This is a genomic window from Pseudomonas sp. Marseille-QA0332 (assembly GCF_054950175.1).
In genome coordinates, this window is record NZ_CM143106.1 from 573,684 (window position 1) to 590,770 (window position 17,087).

12 protein-coding genes are annotated in these 17,087 nt (G+C 64.6%); 8 read left to right on the forward strand and 4 right to left on the reverse strand.

Features of this window, described 5'->3' with window-relative positions:
• Nucleotides 1-227: 227 nt before the first annotated feature.
• Nucleotides 228-1,682: an MBL fold metallo-hydrolase gene (locus tag ACY8GK_RS02755; protein ID WP_462402222.1), complete on the forward strand. Its 1,455-nt coding sequence runs from the start codon at nucleotides 228-230 to the stop codon at nucleotides 1,680-1,682.
• A gap of 30 nt (nucleotides 1,683-1,712) precedes the next feature.
• Here the strand turns inward: ACY8GK_RS02755 and ACY8GK_RS02760 are convergent, their stop codons facing one another.
• Entirely contained in the window at nucleotides 1,713-2,678 is a 966-nt protein-coding gene (locus ACY8GK_RS02760; RefSeq protein ID WP_462402223.1) for an endonuclease, read from the reverse strand.
• A 100-nt stretch (nucleotides 2,679-2,778) separates the two neighbouring features.
• Nucleotides 2,779-3,726, reverse strand: a complete 948-nt coding sequence (locus tag ACY8GK_RS02765; RefSeq protein ID WP_196176304.1) for a helix-turn-helix domain-containing protein — start codon at nucleotides 3,724-3,726, stop codon at nucleotides 2,779-2,781.
• Nucleotides 3,727-3,903: 177 nt separating this feature from the next.
• Here ACY8GK_RS02765 and ACY8GK_RS02770 point away from each other — a divergent pair, with 177 nt between their 5' ends.
• Nucleotides 3,904-4,335: a hypothetical protein gene (locus tag ACY8GK_RS02770; RefSeq protein ID WP_196176784.1), complete on the forward strand. Its 432-nt coding sequence runs from the start codon at nucleotides 3,904-3,906 to the stop codon at nucleotides 4,333-4,335.
• A 49-nt stretch (nucleotides 4,336-4,384) separates the two neighbouring features.
• Nucleotides 4,385-5,038: a hypothetical protein gene (locus tag ACY8GK_RS02775; protein WP_230375589.1), complete on the forward strand. Its 654-nt coding sequence runs from the start codon at nucleotides 4,385-4,387 to the stop codon at nucleotides 5,036-5,038.
• Nucleotides 5,039-5,348: 310 nt separating this feature from the next.
• Here the strand turns inward: ACY8GK_RS02775 and ACY8GK_RS02780 are convergent, their stop codons facing one another.
• The gene (locus ACY8GK_RS02780; protein ID WP_462402224.1) at nucleotides 5,349-5,852 is read right to left on the reverse strand and encodes a MaoC family dehydratase; all 504 of its coding nucleotides are present in this window, start codon (nucleotides 5,850-5,852) and stop codon (nucleotides 5,349-5,351) included.
• Nucleotides 5,853-6,133: 281 nt separating this feature from the next.
• On the opposite strand from ACY8GK_RS02780, the gene ACY8GK_RS02785 reads away from it, so the two are divergent.
• The 5 genes from ACY8GK_RS02785 to ACY8GK_RS02805 all read left to right on the forward strand — a co-directional run bounded on the left by ACY8GK_RS02785 (nucleotide 6,134) and on the right by ACY8GK_RS02805 (nucleotide 12,091).
• Nucleotides 6,134-8,374: a TonB-dependent siderophore receptor gene (locus tag ACY8GK_RS02785; protein WP_462402225.1), complete on the forward strand. Its 2,241-nt coding sequence runs from the start codon at nucleotides 6,134-6,136 to the stop codon at nucleotides 8,372-8,374.
• Between the two features lie 241 nt (nucleotides 8,375-8,615).
• The gene (locus tag ACY8GK_RS02790; RefSeq protein ID WP_329604751.1) at nucleotides 8,616-9,929 is read left to right on the forward strand and encodes a histidine kinase sensor domain-containing protein; all 1,314 of its coding nucleotides are present in this window, start codon (nucleotides 8,616-8,618) and stop codon (nucleotides 9,927-9,929) included.
• Between the two features lie 19 nt (nucleotides 9,930-9,948).
• Nucleotides 9,949-10,236 (forward strand): iron transporter, encoded by a 288-nt coding sequence (locus tag ACY8GK_RS02795; RefSeq protein WP_196176298.1) that lies wholly within the window; start codon nucleotides 9,949-9,951, stop codon nucleotides 10,234-10,236.
• Nucleotides 10,233-11,762 (forward strand): PepSY-associated TM helix domain-containing protein, encoded by a 1,530-nt coding sequence (locus ACY8GK_RS02800; RefSeq protein ID WP_462402226.1) that lies wholly within the window; start codon nucleotides 10,233-10,235, stop codon nucleotides 11,760-11,762. Before ACY8GK_RS02795 ends, ACY8GK_RS02800 begins: the two co-directional genes overlap by 4 nt.
• Nucleotides 11,763-11,782: 20 nt before the next feature.
• Nucleotides 11,783-12,091, forward strand: coding sequence for a DUF3325 domain-containing protein (locus ACY8GK_RS02805; RefSeq protein ID WP_462402971.1), 309 nt, complete (start codon nucleotides 11,783-11,785; stop codon nucleotides 12,089-12,091).
• Between the two features lie 71 nt (nucleotides 12,092-12,162).
• Here ACY8GK_RS02805 and ACY8GK_RS02810 read toward each other — a convergent pair whose 3' ends face one another.
• Nucleotides 12,163-16,989 (reverse strand): dermonecrotic toxin domain-containing protein, encoded by a 4,827-nt coding sequence (locus ACY8GK_RS02810; RefSeq protein WP_462402227.1) that lies wholly within the window; start codon nucleotides 16,987-16,989, stop codon nucleotides 12,163-12,165.
• Nucleotides 16,990-17,087 lie beyond the last annotated feature (98 nt).

Consider the following 17,087-nt stretch of genomic DNA (forward strand, 5'->3'; position numbering starts at 1 on the left):
GTAGCCGCCAGGCCATGGCTCCGTTCTCCAGGGAATGCGCAGGCCTCGTTCGCGAGCTTTTCGCGTGTCCTGCATGACAGCTGGCAGAGACACGCTCGGCCAGCTTGTGCGCAAACGCTGAACCTCGCCGTGCAACCCGTTGCCAAAGAAGCTTCAGCGCGCCAATGCCAGCGCGCTCCCCGGTCCAGACCTGCGCCAGCGCAGCGTTGCTCAGTCAAGGAAGCCAGATGAAACAGCCAAAGCTCGTTCACCGGGGGGGACACGAGGGTGTCACCGGGTCCTGCCACCAGTTCTGGATGGACGATGATCACAGCCTGCTGATCGACTGCGGTCAGTTCCAGGGGATGGACGAGCAGGAGGGCGAGACCGATGAGCTTGCCCTCGACTTTCCGATCGATGGCATCAAGGCGCTGATCGTCACGCATGTGCATCTCGACCATGTCGGACGCATACCGAACTTGCTGGCAGCCGGGTTCGAGGGGCCGATCCTGTGCAGCGAGCCGTCCGCCCGGCTGCTGCCGATCGTGCTCGAGGATGCGTTCCGGCTGTCCATCAGCCGGGACCAGGCGCAGCTTGAGCGCTACCTTAAGGTGCTGGAACAGCGTCTGATCGCCTTGCCGTACGGTACCTGGTTCACCCTGCAGGATGCCGCAGACGGCGCCTGTCAGGTTCGCCTACAGCCGGCGGGGCATGTGCTGGGGTCGGCCTACGTCGAGCTGCAGCTTGGCGCTTTCGGCCCGCATGGCAGGCGCGTGGTCTTCAGTGGCGACCTGGGCGCGCCTCATTCGCCGATCCTGCCCGACCTCGTCCCGCCGGAGCGCGCCGACCTGCTGATCCTGGAAAGCACTTACGGTGATCGCCGCCATGCAGACCGCGCGCACCGTCGCGAGCGCTTGCAGGCGACCATCGAGCGCGCCCTGGCGGACCAGGGCAGCGTGCTGATTCCGTCGTTCAGCATCGGGCGGACCCAGGATCTGCTGTATGAGCTGGAGCAGATCCTGCACGAGAAAAGCGAGGCGACGGATACGCCGGCCCAGGAAGAGCCCGCGCAGTCGACCCGCAACGGCGCACCCGACGTCGACTGGCCACGGCTACCGATCATCCTCGACTCTCCCCTGGCCAGCCGCTTCACCCAAGCCTACAAAGAACTACAGGGGTTCTGGGACGAAGATGCCCGGCAGCGGCTGGAAGAAGGCCGCAAGCCGCTGTCCTTCAAGCAGCTGATCACCGTCGACAGCCATGAGGAACATCTGCGCATCGTCGAGCACCTGACACAGACCGCGCGCCCGGCGATCGTCATTGCCGGCAATGGCATGTGCTCGGGTGGGCGCATCGTCAACTACCTCAAGGCCATGCTGGGCGACCCGCGCCACAACGTGGTGTTCGTCGGCTATCAGGGCGAGGGCACGCCCGGACGGGATATCCAGACGCACGGCCGGCAAGGCGGCTTCGTCATGCTCGAGGGTACGCGCGTCGAGATTCGCGCGGGCATCGACAGCGTAGGCGGTTACTCGGCGCATGCCGACCAGGCGGACCTGGTCGGTTTCGTGACGCGGATGAAGGAGTGGCCGGGCGAGATTCGCCTCATCCACGGCGAGCAGCAGGCCAAGCAATGCCTGGCCGAGCAGTTGCAGGCGTGCTATCGCGAGCGCGCAAGGTCGGTGCGGATCAGCATCCCGTGATCCGCTGGCGCCCTGCGTTCGGGCCGCTGGCTACTTGCAGTTGCCGGCCTTGCGATACCCGGCAGCCTTGGCCTGGTTTTCGGAGTCGAAGATGACCTGGTTCTTCTCGGCGATCCGCGAGTAGCCTGGGCAACCGTTGGCCAAGTGATAGACATGGCTGGCGCGGTTGCCACGGATCGCACCTTCGGCCACGGCCTGGGCCGCGCTTGGCTTGGTGGCCTTGCTCGCGGGTTGGCTGGCTGGGACGCTGGCCAGGCCGTCGCCCACCGGCTTGTAACCCAAGGTCCAGTGGCGCTCGCCGGTCACGAATGGATTGGCGTGGCCCATGACCGTGGCGATGCGCCGGTTGCGTTGGCGTTCCCACGCGGTTACCGGGTGCTGCTTGTCCCAAGCCATCATCAGCTGTTGCTGCTGGCGTGACATGTTGAGTTTGTAGCGATCGAACATGTAGAACAAGGTCCGTGCGATCAGGCCCTTGACCTCGTCGCGCGGCTCGGCGGTGCGTTGCTGGAAGTCCACCTTGGTCTTGCACTGCCCGTACTGGGGGGCGACGCCGCTCACCATGCCGTAGTTGAAGTTGCTGCGGTCGCCGTTCACCTCGCCGACCGAGGGATAGAGGTTGAACAGGTCGGCTTCCATGGCGCGAAAGACCGGGTCGGTATCGACGCAATGCTTGCGTCCGCCGTTCTGCCAGCATTGGCGCTGGTGACCGAAGGTCCAGGCCGGCACGATATGCTCCCATTCGGTCCGTTCGGCCCTGTTCTGCTGCTTGCGTGTTTCATAACCACAGGACTTGGCGTCTACCCGCCCGCCCGACTTCCCTACCCAGGTCCATTTGCAACCGCAGTAGAGTTCGCCCATGTCGCTGCTGGCCTGGTCCAGGTAGATCTTCTGCTTGGCGACGACCTTGGCTTCGCTGAAGGTCGAGGGGGGCGAGGCGTGAGCGAGGCTGAAAAACGAGAGGGAAACCAGCAGGGCGTACAGCAGTCTTGTCATGGCTAGATGAATCGCTATAGGAGAAAGCGCGCATTATACGCGGAATTGGCGATTCCTCCGGTGCGACAGTACGCGAGCAATGGGGTGCTTCGGCCAGCCGTCAGCGCTCGGCTCCGGGCGGGTGGCCGAAATGGCGCTTGTAGGCATTGCTGAAATTCGCCGGGTTGGCGTAGCCCAGGCGATAGGCGATCTGCGCCGCCTGCCATTTCTGTTGACGCAGCAGGTCGCGTGCCACTTCCATGCGCTGTTGGCGAATGTACTGCAGCATCGACTGTCCGAACACCTGGTTGAACGCGCGGCGCAGGGTCGATTCGCCGACGCCCAGCTGCCGGGCCAGCGCCTGGCTGCCCGGTGGCTGGGCGAGGTCCGCATCGAGCAGCCTGCGCGCTTCCTGGGCCAGGTCTCGCTGTCCGCGTACCGGCACTTGCGCGACTTTGGCGTGACCGCGCAGGTGCGCGGCCAGTTCGACCAGCACCGCCAGGCTCAGGCTTTCCTGGTGCAGACGCTCGAGCACGCCGTGGTATGGCGAATGATAGAGCCGCTCCAGCAGTCCGCCCAGCACCCGGCAATGACGAAGCGCCGTCAGGCGCATGCCATCGTCGAGCAGGCCGAGCAGTGGCTCGAGTTGCGGGTCCTGCTCGACGAGCTCTTGCAGGTAGTGCGCGGCGATGCGCAGCCCGGCCATGCGCGCATGGCTGCCAGCCGGCAGCCGGTCCACCGTCTCCATGCTCTCGGCCAGGCCAAGCACGCTGGGCATGCCTGGTGTGTAGCGATTGAGGGCACCGTCGATCCGATGCTGCCAATGACCCTCGAGCACCTGGACGATGCACAGCCCGGCGGGCAGCACTTTCTGGATGTGCAGGGGTTCGGCAAAGCGCAGGTCACAATCGAAATATTGCACCTGGTGACGCACGCTACGTGCGCGGTAATGCCCGGTAGCGCTGCCCAGCACGCGCCCGGCGGCATGGTCGAGCACGCTCGCGCGCGACAGCGCCTGGGGTTCGTCGAAGGAAAAATCGGTGTCCAGGTAAGGGTTCCAGCGTTCCATCTACAGAAGATATCCGTGGGTACACAGTGGCACGACATGGGATGTTAACGCGATCACCTTGTTGGCGTCAGCGATTGTGACCGGTGGCCTTTCTATTGTGCGCGGGGCTCGCCACACTTGGCAGGAGGGCCGATGCCGACTTCAATGGATGCCCCCTGCCTTGAAGGAAGACAAATGATGCAGATTTCTCGCGTATGGATGGTGCTGGCCGTCATGATCCTGGCCTTGCTGGGCATGCAGGCACAGGCCGACGAGCGCCCAGCGGTGGCGGACAAGGTAGTGGCCTACGCCGCCGAGCAGGGCATCAAGGTCTGGACCTTGCGCATCGGCGAGCGCAGCGAGCACAAGGCCCTGGTACAGATCGAAGGCGTGGATCACGACTGGGACATGCGTATCCAGAAGATGGATGTCGCCAAGACCAGCAAGGACACCCGCTATTCCACCGAAGTGGACGGTCAGAAGTTCGTCACCTTGCTCGTGCAGGGCAACTGGGGCGAACTGTACCTGCCCGGTGAAGCACAGCCCCTGCACGTGCGTTATGACCAATACCTGTCCGAGCAGGGCAATGCCCAAGCGTTTCTGACCGATTACCTGAACGCCAAGCCATGACTGGCACCGGGCGAGCAGCGTAGATCGATAGACAGCAAAGGATTCTTTCATGAGCACATCCCAGCAACCTGATCCGCTCCAGCGCCTGTCCGAAGCGCTTGGCAGCGAGTATGACCAGTCCCGCGACGCCCAGCGCGAGCGGATACTCGGCGAACTCGACGAAGTGATCGCACGCGTGCCCGAGCAGACCGAATTCACCAACAGCCGCCGCTTCAAGGTCTGGGGGCCGGTGCTGACGCTGTTTTCGCTCGGCCTGTGTGTGGCTGGCCTGTACCAGGGCTCGACCGGCCTGACGGTATGTGGCGCGGTGATGGTGCTGGTGTTCGCGCTGATGACCTGGCAGCACCGCGAGGCCGGCCAGCATGTGTTCATGCGCCTGACTCGTCGCCAGTTGATCGTCGACTCGCTGAGCGCGCCGGTGGAACTGGCCGATATCATGGCCATCCAGGTCAAGGACGAAGGTCTGGTGACCCAGCAGAAGCTGATGCTCACTCCGACCGCCACGCTGCCGACCCACCGCGCCAGGCTGCAGCTGTTCGGCAACCAGGCCATGGCGCTGAAGAAACCCCAGCCGCACATCTGCATCCACTCTGCCGGCCTGATGACCGACGGCCGGAAACTGAGCTGCGCAGAGATCATCGATCTGCTCACGGCCTACCGGGATGCCGCCTGCGCCCAGCAGCAGCTCGATATTCTGCGCTGAGGGGCATGGCGCAGCCGCGCCTGATCTGCAAATGAATGTGGTGTGCCTTACATGGCACACCAGATCCCAGCGCCAGATCTGGAAGCGTCACAGCAGTCAAATTCCACGGCATCGACACCGAGCTGCAGTTCCATGATGGGTCCTGCAAGCACGGCCAAACTGTGGGGGCGGCCGCAGTGCCGCGATAGAGCGCGCAGCGGCCTCAAGACCTAGCAGGCTCTGAAAGACCGTCGCTGGTGCAGACGGCGCCGGGCGAGCGGGCAGGGCCGTCCCGAGCGCCTATGCAGGGCTTGCCTTGCGCCTGGCCGGCTCATTCCTTGGCAAAGTCCGGCTGCAGGGCCGCATCGAATCGCTGCGCGTCGCGCCGGAACATCAGCACACGTGCCACCGAGCGTTGGCACACCTGGTCGTCCTGGTTCAGGGCCAGGCTTTCCACCAGCACGATGCCCCGGTCCGGTTTCGAGCGGGACGGGATGATCTCCTTGATCGTGCTGACCACTCGCAGCCGGTCGCCCGGCCGGGTTGCCCGGGGCCAGCTGACCTCGCTGCCTGCGCCGATCAGCCCCCCAGCGACGGGAATGCTCGCGACCAGCAGCTTCATCACCACCGCGGCAGTGTGCCAACCACTGGCGGCAAGGCCTTCGAAGAACGTCTCGGTGGCGGCCTGCGGATCGGTGTGGAAGGGCTGTGGATCGAACTCGCGAGCGAAGGCAAGGATACGCTCCTCGGTCATTTCGTGGCTTGCGCTTTCGAAGCGGTCACCGACGGCGATGTCTTCTAAATGCAGGGGCTGCTTTGCGGGTGACGAACTCATGCTGCTGGCTCCGTGGCGGGTCTGGACGCAGCGACGACAGCTTGCAGGTAGGCGGGTGTCGTCAGGCTGCCTGCCGATGGTTGTAGCAGAATCAGGGGCGGTGCGTCCAAGTTCCCGGTCAAGGTGTAAATTTCGTAAATAAGATTTAAACACATTTGAGAATCCTTATATTCACCATCCCTAGTGGCTACCCAAGCATTCGTGCGGGATATCGGCGGGGCAACCGTTCGATGTCCTGGACGGGACGGGCCTTTCGCTCATGAACACCAGGAGATGTGTCGATGCAATCCAGAACCTCACCCCATGGCCTGGCCTTGGCCTTCGTCGCGCTGGCTTCGCCTGCCGTGCTCGCCACCTCGGCCCAGGCCGAGGAGACCCTTTCCGGTGAGGTGCTGGAAGTTCCGCTCAGCGACAATGCGCTGGTGATCGAGAACACCATGGTCACCGCCGAGCAGGAGGCGCGTCAGGCGCTGGGTACGTCGATCATCACCGAGGAGGACATCAAGCGCCGGCCCCCCGCCAACGACCTGTCCGACATCATCCGTCGCGAGCCGGGCGTCAACCTGACCGGCAACAGTGCCAGCGGCGCGCGCGGCAACAACCGCCAGATCGACCTGCGGGGCATGGGCCCGGAAAACACCTTGATCCTGATCGATGGCAAGCCTGCCAGCGCTCGCAACGCAGTGCGCTATGGCTGGACCGGCGATCGCGATACCCGCGGCGAAACCAACTGGGTGCCGGCCGAGGCGGTCGAGCGCATCGAGATCCTGCGCGGCCCGGCGGCAGCGCGGTACGGATCGGGGGCGATGGGGGGCGTGATCAACATCATCACCAAGCGGCCAACCGACGAGTTCAAGGGCAGCGTCAGCCTCTATACCCAGCTGCCCGAGGACAAGGCAGAGGGCGCCAGCCGCCGCGCCAACTTCAACCTCAGCGGCGGCCTGAGCGAGCACCTCGGTTTTCGTCTGTACGGTGGCCTGGCCAAGACCGATGCCGACGACCTGGACATCAACGCCGGACACGCCAACAGCGACCTGGTCGCCGGGCGCGAAGGCGTGCGCAACAAGGACATCAATGGCTTGCTGAGCTGGAAGCTCAACGACCAGCATCGCTTCGACCTCAGTGCCGGCTACAGTCGCCAGGGCAACATCTTCGCTGGCGATACCATGAACAGCAACGGCGGCGGCAATCCTGACTTCGTGTCCAGCCTGTACGGCCACGAAACCAACCTCATGCAGCGCAGCACCTTCGACCTGACCCACCTGGGCGACTTCGACTGGGGCACCAGCAAGACCAGCCTGGCCTACGAGTACGTGCGCAACTTCCGCATGAACGAGGGGCTGGCCGGGCGCACCGAGGGCGCCCCGCAGGGCAGCGGCTCGTCGATGTCGCGGCTGCGCAACACGCGCCTAGCCAGCGAGGTGAACCTGCCGTTTGCCATGGGCGCCACCGAGCATGTACTGACCCTGGGTGGCGAATACCTGTATGAAACGCTCAACGACCAGGGATCGTTCAGTGCCCAGAGCTTCAACCCCTCGGGTGGCCCCGGCGATGCGATCCCTGGCTTCCAGCCGGGCCAGTCGAAGATCGATGCCAGGAGCTACGCGCTGTTCGCCGAGGACAACATCGTGGTCGGGGCCACCACCGTCACGCCAGGCCTGCGCCTGGACCATCACGAGCAGTTCGGCGACAACCTCAGCCCGAGCCTGAACGTCTCGCACAAGCTGACCGATGACCTGACGATCAAGGGCGGCATCGCCCGCGCCTACAAGACCCCGAACCTGTACCAGTACAATTCCAACTACCTGCTGTATAGCCGTGGTAACGGCTGCAGCGTGCAGCAGACCAACTTCAACGGCTGCTACCTGCAAGGCAACGCCGATCTCGATCCGGAAATCAGCGTCAACAAGGAAATCGGCCTGCTCTATGATCGCGGTACCTGGCGTACCAGCGCGACCTACTTCCGCAACGACTACCAGAACAAGATCATCGGTGGCACCGACGTGCGCTACGCGATCAATGGGGGGCGTCGCGTGACCCAATGGGAGAACGCAGGCAAGGCGCGCGTCGAGGGGATCGAAGGCAACTTCTTCATCGAGCTCTCCCCGAACCTCGACTGGAACACCAACCTGACCTGGATGCTGGACAACGACAGCCGCGAGACTGGCGAGCCGCTGAGCGTGATTCCCGAGTACACGCTCAATACCACCCTGGACTGGCGCGCCACCGACAAGCTGTCGTTCCAACTGGCAGGCACCTACTACGGCAAGCAGGAGTCGCCGACCTACAACTACCGTACCCAGCAGAGCTACGACAAGGTGGCCCAGAAGGACGTCGAGGCGTACGGACTGGTGGACGTGAGCAGCGGCTACAAGTTCAACGAGCACTATGACGTGCGGGTCGGGGTCAACAACCTCTTCGACAAGCAGATCCTGCGTGGCGGCAACGCGAGCAGTTCGGGGGCCAACACCTACAACCAGCCAGGGCGCGCCGTCTTTGCCTCGTTGAACATTTCCTTCTGACCTGTCCTCACCTGCAACTGCCTCGGCCTGGTCGCGCATCGACCGGGTCCGCTGGGCACGGCGGCAGCCATGACGGGCTCTTCGTGGGCCCGAGGTAGCTTTCGAATCTCCGTCCGCAGCGCCCGGGGTGCGCGGCCGACCAGATAATGGGTGAACCGTGGTCTCGACCGAACCAGGCTTGCGACAAGGTAGCACTTGCGCGAATGCCGTCCGGCACAAGTTGCCAGGACGGCATTCGCTGTTGTGGAAGCTGTGTGGCCTGCTGGTCGTGTTCTGCTTGTCGTTGATCTGGCTGGGTCGCTTCAGTGGCGAGCAGCTGGAGCGCCAAAGCTATCGGCTCGACGATCAGGCGCGCCAGGTTCTGCGCGGCCATGCCGCCGAGGCGCAGGTAGCCTGGCAAGAAGCTGGGCGCGCCGGGGTCGACCGTTGGCTCGATGCGTACGAGCGCCGCGAAGGCGGTTGGGCCCGGGTGATCGGGCCAGCGCTGGAGTCGCTGGGCAGCGTGCCGCTCAGCCAGGACGACCAGCGTCGTGTGACTTTCATGCGCGAACTCGACTGGCCAATGAGCAAGCGCGCAATGGAGCTACCGGCCATCAGCGTGCCGTTCGCCTCGGGCGAGGGCCGGCTGGTGGTACAACTGCCGCAGCGCTACATGCCGTCGACCTTGCCGCTTCTGGTACGGCTGCTGGTGCATGGCCTGTTGCCGGCCATCCTGGCGTTGCTGGTCGGCATCGTCCTGTATCGCCTGCTGATCGATCCGTTGGCCCATCTGCAAAGCCAGGCCAACGCGCTGCGTGCCGACAGGCTGGGGACTCGGGTAGACACCCGGATCAGCAGCCGCGCCGACGAACTTGGCGACCTTGGCCGGGCCTTCGATCACATGGCCCAGCGCCTGGAACGCACCGTCGTATTGCAGCAGCGGCTGCTGGCCGATCTTTCTCACGAGCTTCGGACGCCGCTGACCCGTCTGCACCTGGCCGCCGAGAACGAGCGTGACTGCAAGGTGCTGCGCGACCGCCTGCTCCGAGAAGTGCATGGCATGCGCCAGCTGGTGGACGATACCCTGGAACTGGCGTGGCTGGACAACGAGCGACCACGCCGGCCGACCGACCGCGTCGAAGTCGAAGCCTTGTGGGAGGTGCTGCGAGAAAACGCCTGCTTCGAGTATGGCTGGATGCCAGAGCGAATGCCCTGCGACCTGCCGGGCGACTGCCATGTGCATGGACAGCTCAACGACCTGGCCCAGGCCATGGAAAACATCCTGCGCAACGCCATCCGCCACTCCCCGCCCGATGGGCGGGTCCGTCTGGGTGGTCGCCGCGATGGCCTGAGCTGGCACCTGTGGATCGACGACCAGGGGCCTGGCATTGCCGAAACGGCGCTGGAAGTCATCTTCCAGCCTTTCACCCGTCTGGATAATGCGCGCCCTGGCGGGGATGGCTTCGGCCTTGGCTTGAGCATCGCACGCTGTCGCCTCCAGCTGCAGGGTGGGGCACTGTGGGCGGAAAACCTTGGCCCTGGCCTGCGCCTGAACCTGCGTCTGCCAGCGGCCTGACCTTTCCAAGGAGTCATCGATGAGCTCTGTTCCTGTCTGCTTGGCCATCCTCTCACGCAGTGCCGCGGCCCTGTTGGGTGGCTATGCCTTCTGCTATGCGGCGACAGCCTGCCTGGCGCGGTTGCTGCCGTTGGCGCCGGGTGATGCGGTGATCGTCGCCACCTTGCCGGCTTTTGTCCTCTATACGCTGGCCATCCTCTGGGCCTTCGCCAGTCGCGATGCACTGGGCGCCTGGGCGCCTGCCTGGCTGGCGCTACCGCTGGGGCTGATCGGCTTCTGGCCGCAGTTCATGGAGTGGCTGGCATGAAACACACGTTCACGCAGTCGATGGCGTGGTTGCATACCTGGGCGGGGCTGGTCTTCGGCTGGCTGCTGTTCGCCATCTTCGTCACCGGCACCCTGGCCGTGTTCGACAAGGAGATCGACCACTGGATGCATCCGGAAATAGCCGCTACCAAGGTCAGCCAGGCCGACGCCGCGCGCCGCGCCATCGATTTTCTCCAGGCCCATCAACCCACCGCCGGCAACTGGGCGATCCGCCTGCCGACCGAACGTTCCCCGGGCCTGGTGGTTTCGACCGGCGAGCGCCGACATGGCGCTGGCATCCAGCTCGATCCGCGCAGCGGCGAGCGCATCGATGTGCGCGAAAGCGTAGGCGGCAACTTCTTCTTCCGCTTTCACTTCACGCTGAACCTGCCGCGCAACTGGGGCATCTTCGTGGTCGGCGCGCTGGCCTTGGCCATGCTTGCAGGCTTGCTCAGCGGCATCGTGATCCACAAGAAGATCTTCAGGGAGTTCTTCACTTTCCGGCCTGGCAAGGGCCAGCGCTCCTGGCTGGATTTCCACAATGCCAGTGCCGTGCTGCTGTTGCCGTTCCACCTGATGATCACCTATACCGGGCTGGTGATCTTCATGCTGATCTACGTACCGGCGGCGGTGGATGCTTTGTTCGCTGGCGACAGTCGGGCCTATTTCCAGTCCCAGGCCTCGCCGCGCGCCGAGGCGCCGCGCCCGCTTGGCCGGGAGCCGGCGCGGCTGATCGATGTGGGGCCGCTGCTGGTCGAAGCCCAGGCACGCCTGGGACCGATCGCCAGCCTGAACGTCCGGCATCCGAACACCGCCGCGGCGCGCATCGAGATTGGTCCGGAACTGGGCAACCGGATCGCCCTGAGCAAGGGACAAGCCATGGTATTCGACGGTATCACTGGCCAATTGCTCGCCGAGCCCGCGGCAATGCGCCCGGCGCTGCTGACCCAGCGGACCATGGCCGGCCTGCATTTCGCCCAGTTCGGTGGGTATGCGATGCGCTGGCTGTATTTCTTCTGTGGCTTGGTCAGTTGCGCGATGATCGCCAGCGGGCTGGTGCTGTTCTCCATCAAGCGTGGGCGCAAGTACGCCAATGCCCCTGTGCGTAGCGGCGCCCAGCGCTGGTATCGGCTGGCCGAGGCCTGCAACGTGACGTTCGTTGCCGGCCTGCTGGTGGCGTGCGTTGGCCTGTTCTGGGCCAGTCGTTTGCTGCCGGTCGAACTGGCCCAGCGTGGAACCTGGGAGGTAGGTGTGTTCTTTGCCCTCTGGGTAGCCAGCCTTGTGCATGCAGGCATGCGTCCGGCCAACAGGGCCTGGGCGGAGCAGTTGGCGGCCGCTGCTTTGCTGTGCTGTGGCCTCGGTGTACTGGGCGCCTTCGCCGAGCACGTCGACCAGGTGCGGATTGTGCTGGAGGTCTGCAGCCTGGTGCTGGGGATGCTGCTCGCCCTGGTCGCGTGGCGGGTGGCTGCGCCAATAAAAATGGCAGGCGGCAAGGGGCGCGCCGAGGCAGTGGAGGTCCAGGTGTGAGCGGCCTGGTGATCGGTGCGATGCTGTTCGCCTATGGCGCAATGCTGGCTCTGTGCCAAGGGCTGGAGCGGCATTTCAAGCAGGTCTGGGGCAGGCCTTGTCTGCTTTGGCAGCGCCTGGCCCTGAGGGGGATGGGCTGGGCCGCGTTGCTGGTCAGCCTGTTGCTGTGCGCCCAGGCATGGGGCTGGGCAATGGGGCCGGTTGCCTGGCTCGGGCTTCTGTCACTGAGCGGCCTGGCGCTGGTCATGTTGTTGCCTTATTGGCCGCGCAGCGCCACGGCCCTGGGGCTGGCGGCACCGCTGTGGGCGGTGGTCCGGTTGCTGGGTTGAGCCTGAATCATGTGCCCGGAATCGCCGGCGGCGCGCGGCTAGCGGGTGGCGCGCCGGTGCCGCTAGCGGTGTCAGTGCTGCTGGCCGCGGGCCAGCGCCCGGCTCAGGTCGCGATAGAGGGCCATCTCCGCAGCTCGGCGGGTATCCAGCAGCAGCTGCGCGGCGCGCTGGTATAACATGCTTTCATTGGCATAGCGGCCAGACACCAGGTCGATGCGTTGCAAGACGCCGTCCTGTCGCCAATTCAGCCCTGGCGTGTCTCCCAGATCGCGCTCCAGGGCTTCGATGTAGGCGGGCGGTACTTCAGGACCTCTATAGGCACCGGTTTCGGATGAAGCCTCGCTCAACTGGTCGAAGTACGCCGAAGCGCCTTCCCAGCGAACCGCCAGGTCGGCCAGGGGGCCTGGATAGAGCCGGCGCAGCCAGCCTTGCCAGAAGCGTTGTTCGCTCGCCCAGTTGACGACCTGCTCCAGGCCTGCGTGCTGCGACACATCGGTCATCAGACGCTGCAAGGTCGCATCGCTCAGGCGTGCCAGGTAGGCGAAACTCATTTCCGAGGGCTGTGCTGGCAAATCCAGACGGTCATGTAGCTGTATGCGCGCATGCAGGGCCATTTCCAGTTCATCGAGCGGGTAGCTCGGGTCTGTGAGCGTGCCATCGCTGATGTCATCGAATGGGTGCAGCGCCGGTGCCGCCGCCCGTTCCTCTTCGTCTCGCGCGTGGGCCAGCGCCTGGCGCCTGGCGACGCGGGCCTGGTAGATCGCGCCGATCCGCTCGTCCAGCAAGCGCTGCCGGTACAGCGAGGCGGCACTGTCCATCGCCACCTGTTCGTCGCTTGCGCCTGGCGCGGCTTGGGACACGGCTCGCCAGAGCAGGACATCGGTCTCGGCTTCCTGGAACAGCAGCCTGGCCTGGTCGATGCATTCCTGCGCGGCATCGGCGAGTCGGTCGATGATCTGTTGCAGTACCTCGGCTCGACCCCAGCCGGTCGCTTCTTCCTGCGCTTGCTGAGTACTGAGCGCCTCTACCATCCGACGCATGCGCAGCCGCATGGCCATGCCGCTGCGCTGGTATTCCGCGGTCTCGGTCAGGCGCCGGAACAGGTCGTACAGCGGCGACCATTGGGGATCATCACGTGTCACCTCGATATGGCGTTGCAGGTCCTGCGGCCAGTCGACGTGCCAGTCGTCCGTCTCGCCACTCATTTCCCACACGTCCAGGCCAATGTCTCGCAGGTGTTGGCGACTTTGCTCCGTCAGCGGATTGTAGGCGAACGAAGCGTAGATATCGGGTTCACCGGCAAGCACGGCTTCGGCGAAGTGGGTGTCGCTCAGGGACGGGATGTCGCGAATGGCATTGCGCCCGAGATCGAGGGTACGCAGGACCAGTGGGCGTTGCCTGAGCAGTTCAGTGAGGCCGGTCGGCCAGTCGACGATTGCGCTCTGCTCCAGGTCGAGCTGGCGCAAGTGCGTCCAACCGGTCAGGTCTGGAGACAGGTCGAGCGGATTTTCGTACAGCGATAGCCGGCGCAGGCGGTTGAGTCCCGCAAGCGCGGCGCGGCTCGCTTCGTCCAGGGTAATCTGGTTCTGGCCCAGGTGCAGTTCTTCCAGTGCAGGCCATTGTTGCAGGGCCAGGAAATGCCCGGGCCCGAGCGACAGTTCGTTGAGGTCAGCCATCAAGACACGCAAGGCAGGCAGTTGCCCCAACCGTTGCAAAGCCGGGACAGACAGGTCGACCACCGCATCGCTCAGGTTGAGGATCTGCAGCGTGCTGATCCGTGTGAGCACGCCGAGGTTGCGCTCGTCATTGAGGTCCAGGTTGTTGTCCGCCAGCGACAGGCATTCGAGTTCGCTCAGGTTGCCAATGTGTGTTGGCAAGGTTGTCAGGGCATTGTTCGAAAGATCCAGGATATTGACTTGCGCAAAGGCTTGCAGGAACTCGTCGAGCCTGTTGTCGCTGACATTCGCCAAGGCAGTGATCTCGAGATGACGGATATGGGGCATCGGATCAGGCAATACCGGCAGCGCATCCAGGTCGACGCCTTCTATACGCAGCGCGACATGAGCCATCGCGCCGGGTGGGCCATCGACGCGCTCGCGCCGCCATGCCTGGCGAATGCACTGCGCCGCTTCTCGGCGCGCGGCGCGGCGCAGGACCAGGCGCTCAGGTGCAACGCCCGTCGCATCGTTTTCCCAGGCTTGTAGCGTGGTGTCGAGGCGTTGGTATTGGGCATGCAGGTCTTGCATCAGACGCATGAATGCGTCCGGCTGCGGACCGGCTTCATGTCGCAACGATGCACGCAGCAACTCCCGTTCCTCCTCCGGACCGGCGGGATACAGTTGGTCGAACAGTTCGTCCGGGCTAAGCCAGCCTCTGGCTCGGCCGCTGAGCCGGTAGCCGATGCCACGTGTTCCTGGCAGTCGGGTAGGCAGGCGATACCATGGCCTTACAGGCACCATGCCCAGGTCCAGCGCGGAGCGTCGACGGTCGTTCGCGGCTTGGGTGAAGAGCATTTCGCGCAGACGCGGTGCGTCATCGATTCCAAGGCCCAGGGCGTCGCGCTCTTGATCGGGCAGCGCTTGCAGGATCGCCTGGTAGATGTCGCTGTGATTGGCCAGCGACTGACCGGCTTCGTCGAACGGTTGGTAGCCCTGCGCGGCGCGAACCAGCCTCTTGGTCACGCTGCCGGCGGGGCCGGCGGCGCTGACCAGGCGCCCTTGTTCGAGCAAGGCCACGCGCACTTCGCCACTCCAGCCTGGCAGCCGCTGCAGACCGGCGATCACCAGCAGGTCGCGGTCAGCCTGGGACGAAGCATCCAGGTGAAAGTGGGCCAGCGCACGATTGATACGCGCTTCGCGCAGATAGAGGCGTGCCGTTTCGGCGATTCGCAATGGCAGCCTTGCGCTACGGCGCAGCTCGATCCGGTCGACCGCCCGGGCCTGGGCGAGGATCTCGCCGCGCATGCGCGGGCTCAGGCTGGGAAACGCCGAGGCCAAGCAGGCCTCGTCCGGGTTCGGCAGCGGTGTGGGGACGGTCGCGCCGAAGGCTTCCAGGCTGTCCAGCAACAGGGCGGGGACCGGACGATGATCCAGCAGCACCTGGCGTAACGCGGCTGCATCATAGCCACTGCAACGCAAGGCCATGGTTCGGGTGGCATCATCCAGGCCATTGGACAGCGAGTCGATCCTGCGCAGTAGCCGTACGGTATCCCAGGCCAGTGGCCGCTCGTGTGCCAGCAGCCATGGTCCATCCTCCGAGCCCAGCAGTGCGGGTTGGTGAACGTGGCCGTGTGCCGGAGCGAGCCGCCACGCTCCGGTGCTGGCGCGCTGTACCGCATAGCGCCGGCCATCCAGGCAGATCCATTGGCGACCTTGCCATTGCAGTGGTTGCCAGCCTGGCACAGGTGCGTCCATTGGCCATGGACCTGGCTGGGCAAAAGCTTCCGTGCCGCCGTGCCATAGCTTGGTCGTGCCGTTCGAGTCCACGCGCGTCCACTCATGCAGGGGCCCGGCCGGTTCGGCATGGCCCGCCGCTGCGCCCAGCGCTGCCAGCTGCGCCAGATTCTCGAACACGTCGAACAGGTGCGCGATGGCTGCCTCGGCCTGGTGCTCGTTGGCGGCGTGGACACCCTCGAGGAACTCGTCTACCAGTTGCGCGCCGCCAACGATCAGCATCGCCTCGCCCAGGCCAGGCACCACAAAACCAGCAAGATTGAGTACCGAAAGGCCGATTCCCAGCCAGTGCTGGATCAGACCCAACTGAGCGACGGCGTCACGCTGTGCCACCGGTACCGCGACACTGGCGGCGTCCAGGATCTGACCCTCCAGCAGGCTGCGCGCGCGAGCGGCGAAGCACTCTTCACGCCAGGTGGTCAGCGTCATCGGCAGGCGGGCGTTCTTGTCCAAGGTGGCTTGGTAGAGATCGTTCGCGGCAGGAAAAAGGCGTTTGATCCAGCTGACATGCTCGCCTGGCTCCAGCACCGGTACACGCGCGTGGATCTGGTCGTATGGATAGAGCGGGTAGAGCGTCTGGCGCAGGGCCGAGACGAAACGCGGCTTGTCGGCATGCCCGACGTATCGGCTGAAGAACACTCGCTCTTGCTCCTGCCATAGCCAGCGGGTAAGCGTCTTGGCCACGGCGCGCATCGAAGCGTACTGGCGTAGCGGCAAGCGTGGATGACCTGGCAGATAGACCAGGCAGGGCTCGACACGAGCGTCCGGTTCAAGGGCGATCACCAGGGGGCCTCTAAGGGCGACACCGGCGATGGTGAGGTAGCTGCAGTTGATCTTGCGGCGTGCGCCATTGGCTAGGGTCAGCTCATCGAGGCCGGCCAGCGCGGCTTCGCCCAAACACTCTCCGCGGCTGTCGATCCGTCCCTGGAGCCTGGCCATGCTCAGCTCAGCGGCGAAGGCCGCACGGTCGTGATGGGCCAGCCGGTCACGAAACGGATCATTGTCGACGATATCCAGTAGGTGATACCGATAAAGCAGTCCTACATCGAGGTTACGGACGCCTTTGACGAAGCGCGCCGGATCGATGGCCAGTGGCTGCTCGGCAGTTTCGCTGGCGTACAGCGTGACCTGGGTATCCGCGTCGAAGTTCTGCATCGCAGCCTCGAGCCAGGACATGACGCGTTTCTCGGCATGATTCCATAGCCGGCCCTCATCCACGCTGGGCAGTGACTGATCGGGAAACCATCGGGTCAATGCCTGCTGCAGTCTCGGGCGGCAAAAAGCATCCGCTGGCTGCAAGGACGCCAGTGCTTGGGCAAGGCCGCGGCTGGCACGATGACTTTCGATCACTCTTTCGCGCAGCTGCGAACGCTGGGCGGGTGTGGCTGCCTGAAGCCAGGCGGGGAAGCGATTCTGGATGAACGTGAAATGCGATGTTCGGGCCATGCGCTGCTCCTTGGTCAAGAAACAGCGAGCCTAGCGGGCGTGCTGGGCGTGAACGGATGACTTATGTGCCGCCTGACGCTCCGGCTTGCAGGTCGCAG

Bases quoted from the DNA above. Each gene is read 5' to 3' on its own strand.
- ACY8GK_RS02755 (WP_462402222.1), top strand. From the start codon at position 228: ATGAAACAGCCAAAGCTCGTTCACCGGGGGGGACACGAGGGTGTCACC.
- ACY8GK_RS02760 (WP_462402223.1), bottom strand. From the start codon at position 2,678: ATGACAAGACTGCTGTACGCCCTGCTGGTTTCCCTCTCGTTTTTCAGC.
- ACY8GK_RS02765 (WP_196176304.1), bottom strand. From the start codon at position 3,726: ATGGAACGCTGGAACCCTTACCTGGACACCGATTTTTCCTTCGACGAA.
- ACY8GK_RS02770 (WP_196176784.1), top strand. From the start codon at position 3,904: ATGCAGATTTCTCGCGTATGGATGGTGCTGGCCGTCATGATCCTGGCC.
- ACY8GK_RS02775 (WP_230375589.1), top strand. From the start codon at position 4,385: ATGAGCACATCCCAGCAACCTGATCCGCTCCAGCGCCTGTCCGAAGCG.
- ACY8GK_RS02780 (WP_462402224.1), bottom strand. From the start codon at position 5,852: ATGAGTTCGTCACCCGCAAAGCAGCCCCTGCATTTAGAAGACATCGCC.
- ACY8GK_RS02785 (WP_462402225.1), top strand. From the start codon at position 6,134: ATGCAATCCAGAACCTCACCCCATGGCCTGGCCTTGGCCTTCGTCGCG.
- ACY8GK_RS02795 (WP_196176298.1), top strand. From the start codon at position 9,949: ATGAGCTCTGTTCCTGTCTGCTTGGCCATCCTCTCACGCAGTGCCGCG.
- ACY8GK_RS02800 (WP_462402226.1), top strand. From the start codon at position 10,233: ATGAAACACACGTTCACGCAGTCGATGGCGTGGTTGCATACCTGGGCG.
- ACY8GK_RS02805 (WP_462402971.1), top strand. From the start codon at position 11,783: ATGCTGTTCGCCTATGGCGCAATGCTGGCTCTGTGCCAAGGGCTGGAG.
- ACY8GK_RS02810 (WP_462402227.1), bottom strand. From the start codon at position 16,989: ATGGCCCGAACATCGCATTTCACGTTCATCCAGAATCGCTTCCCCGCC.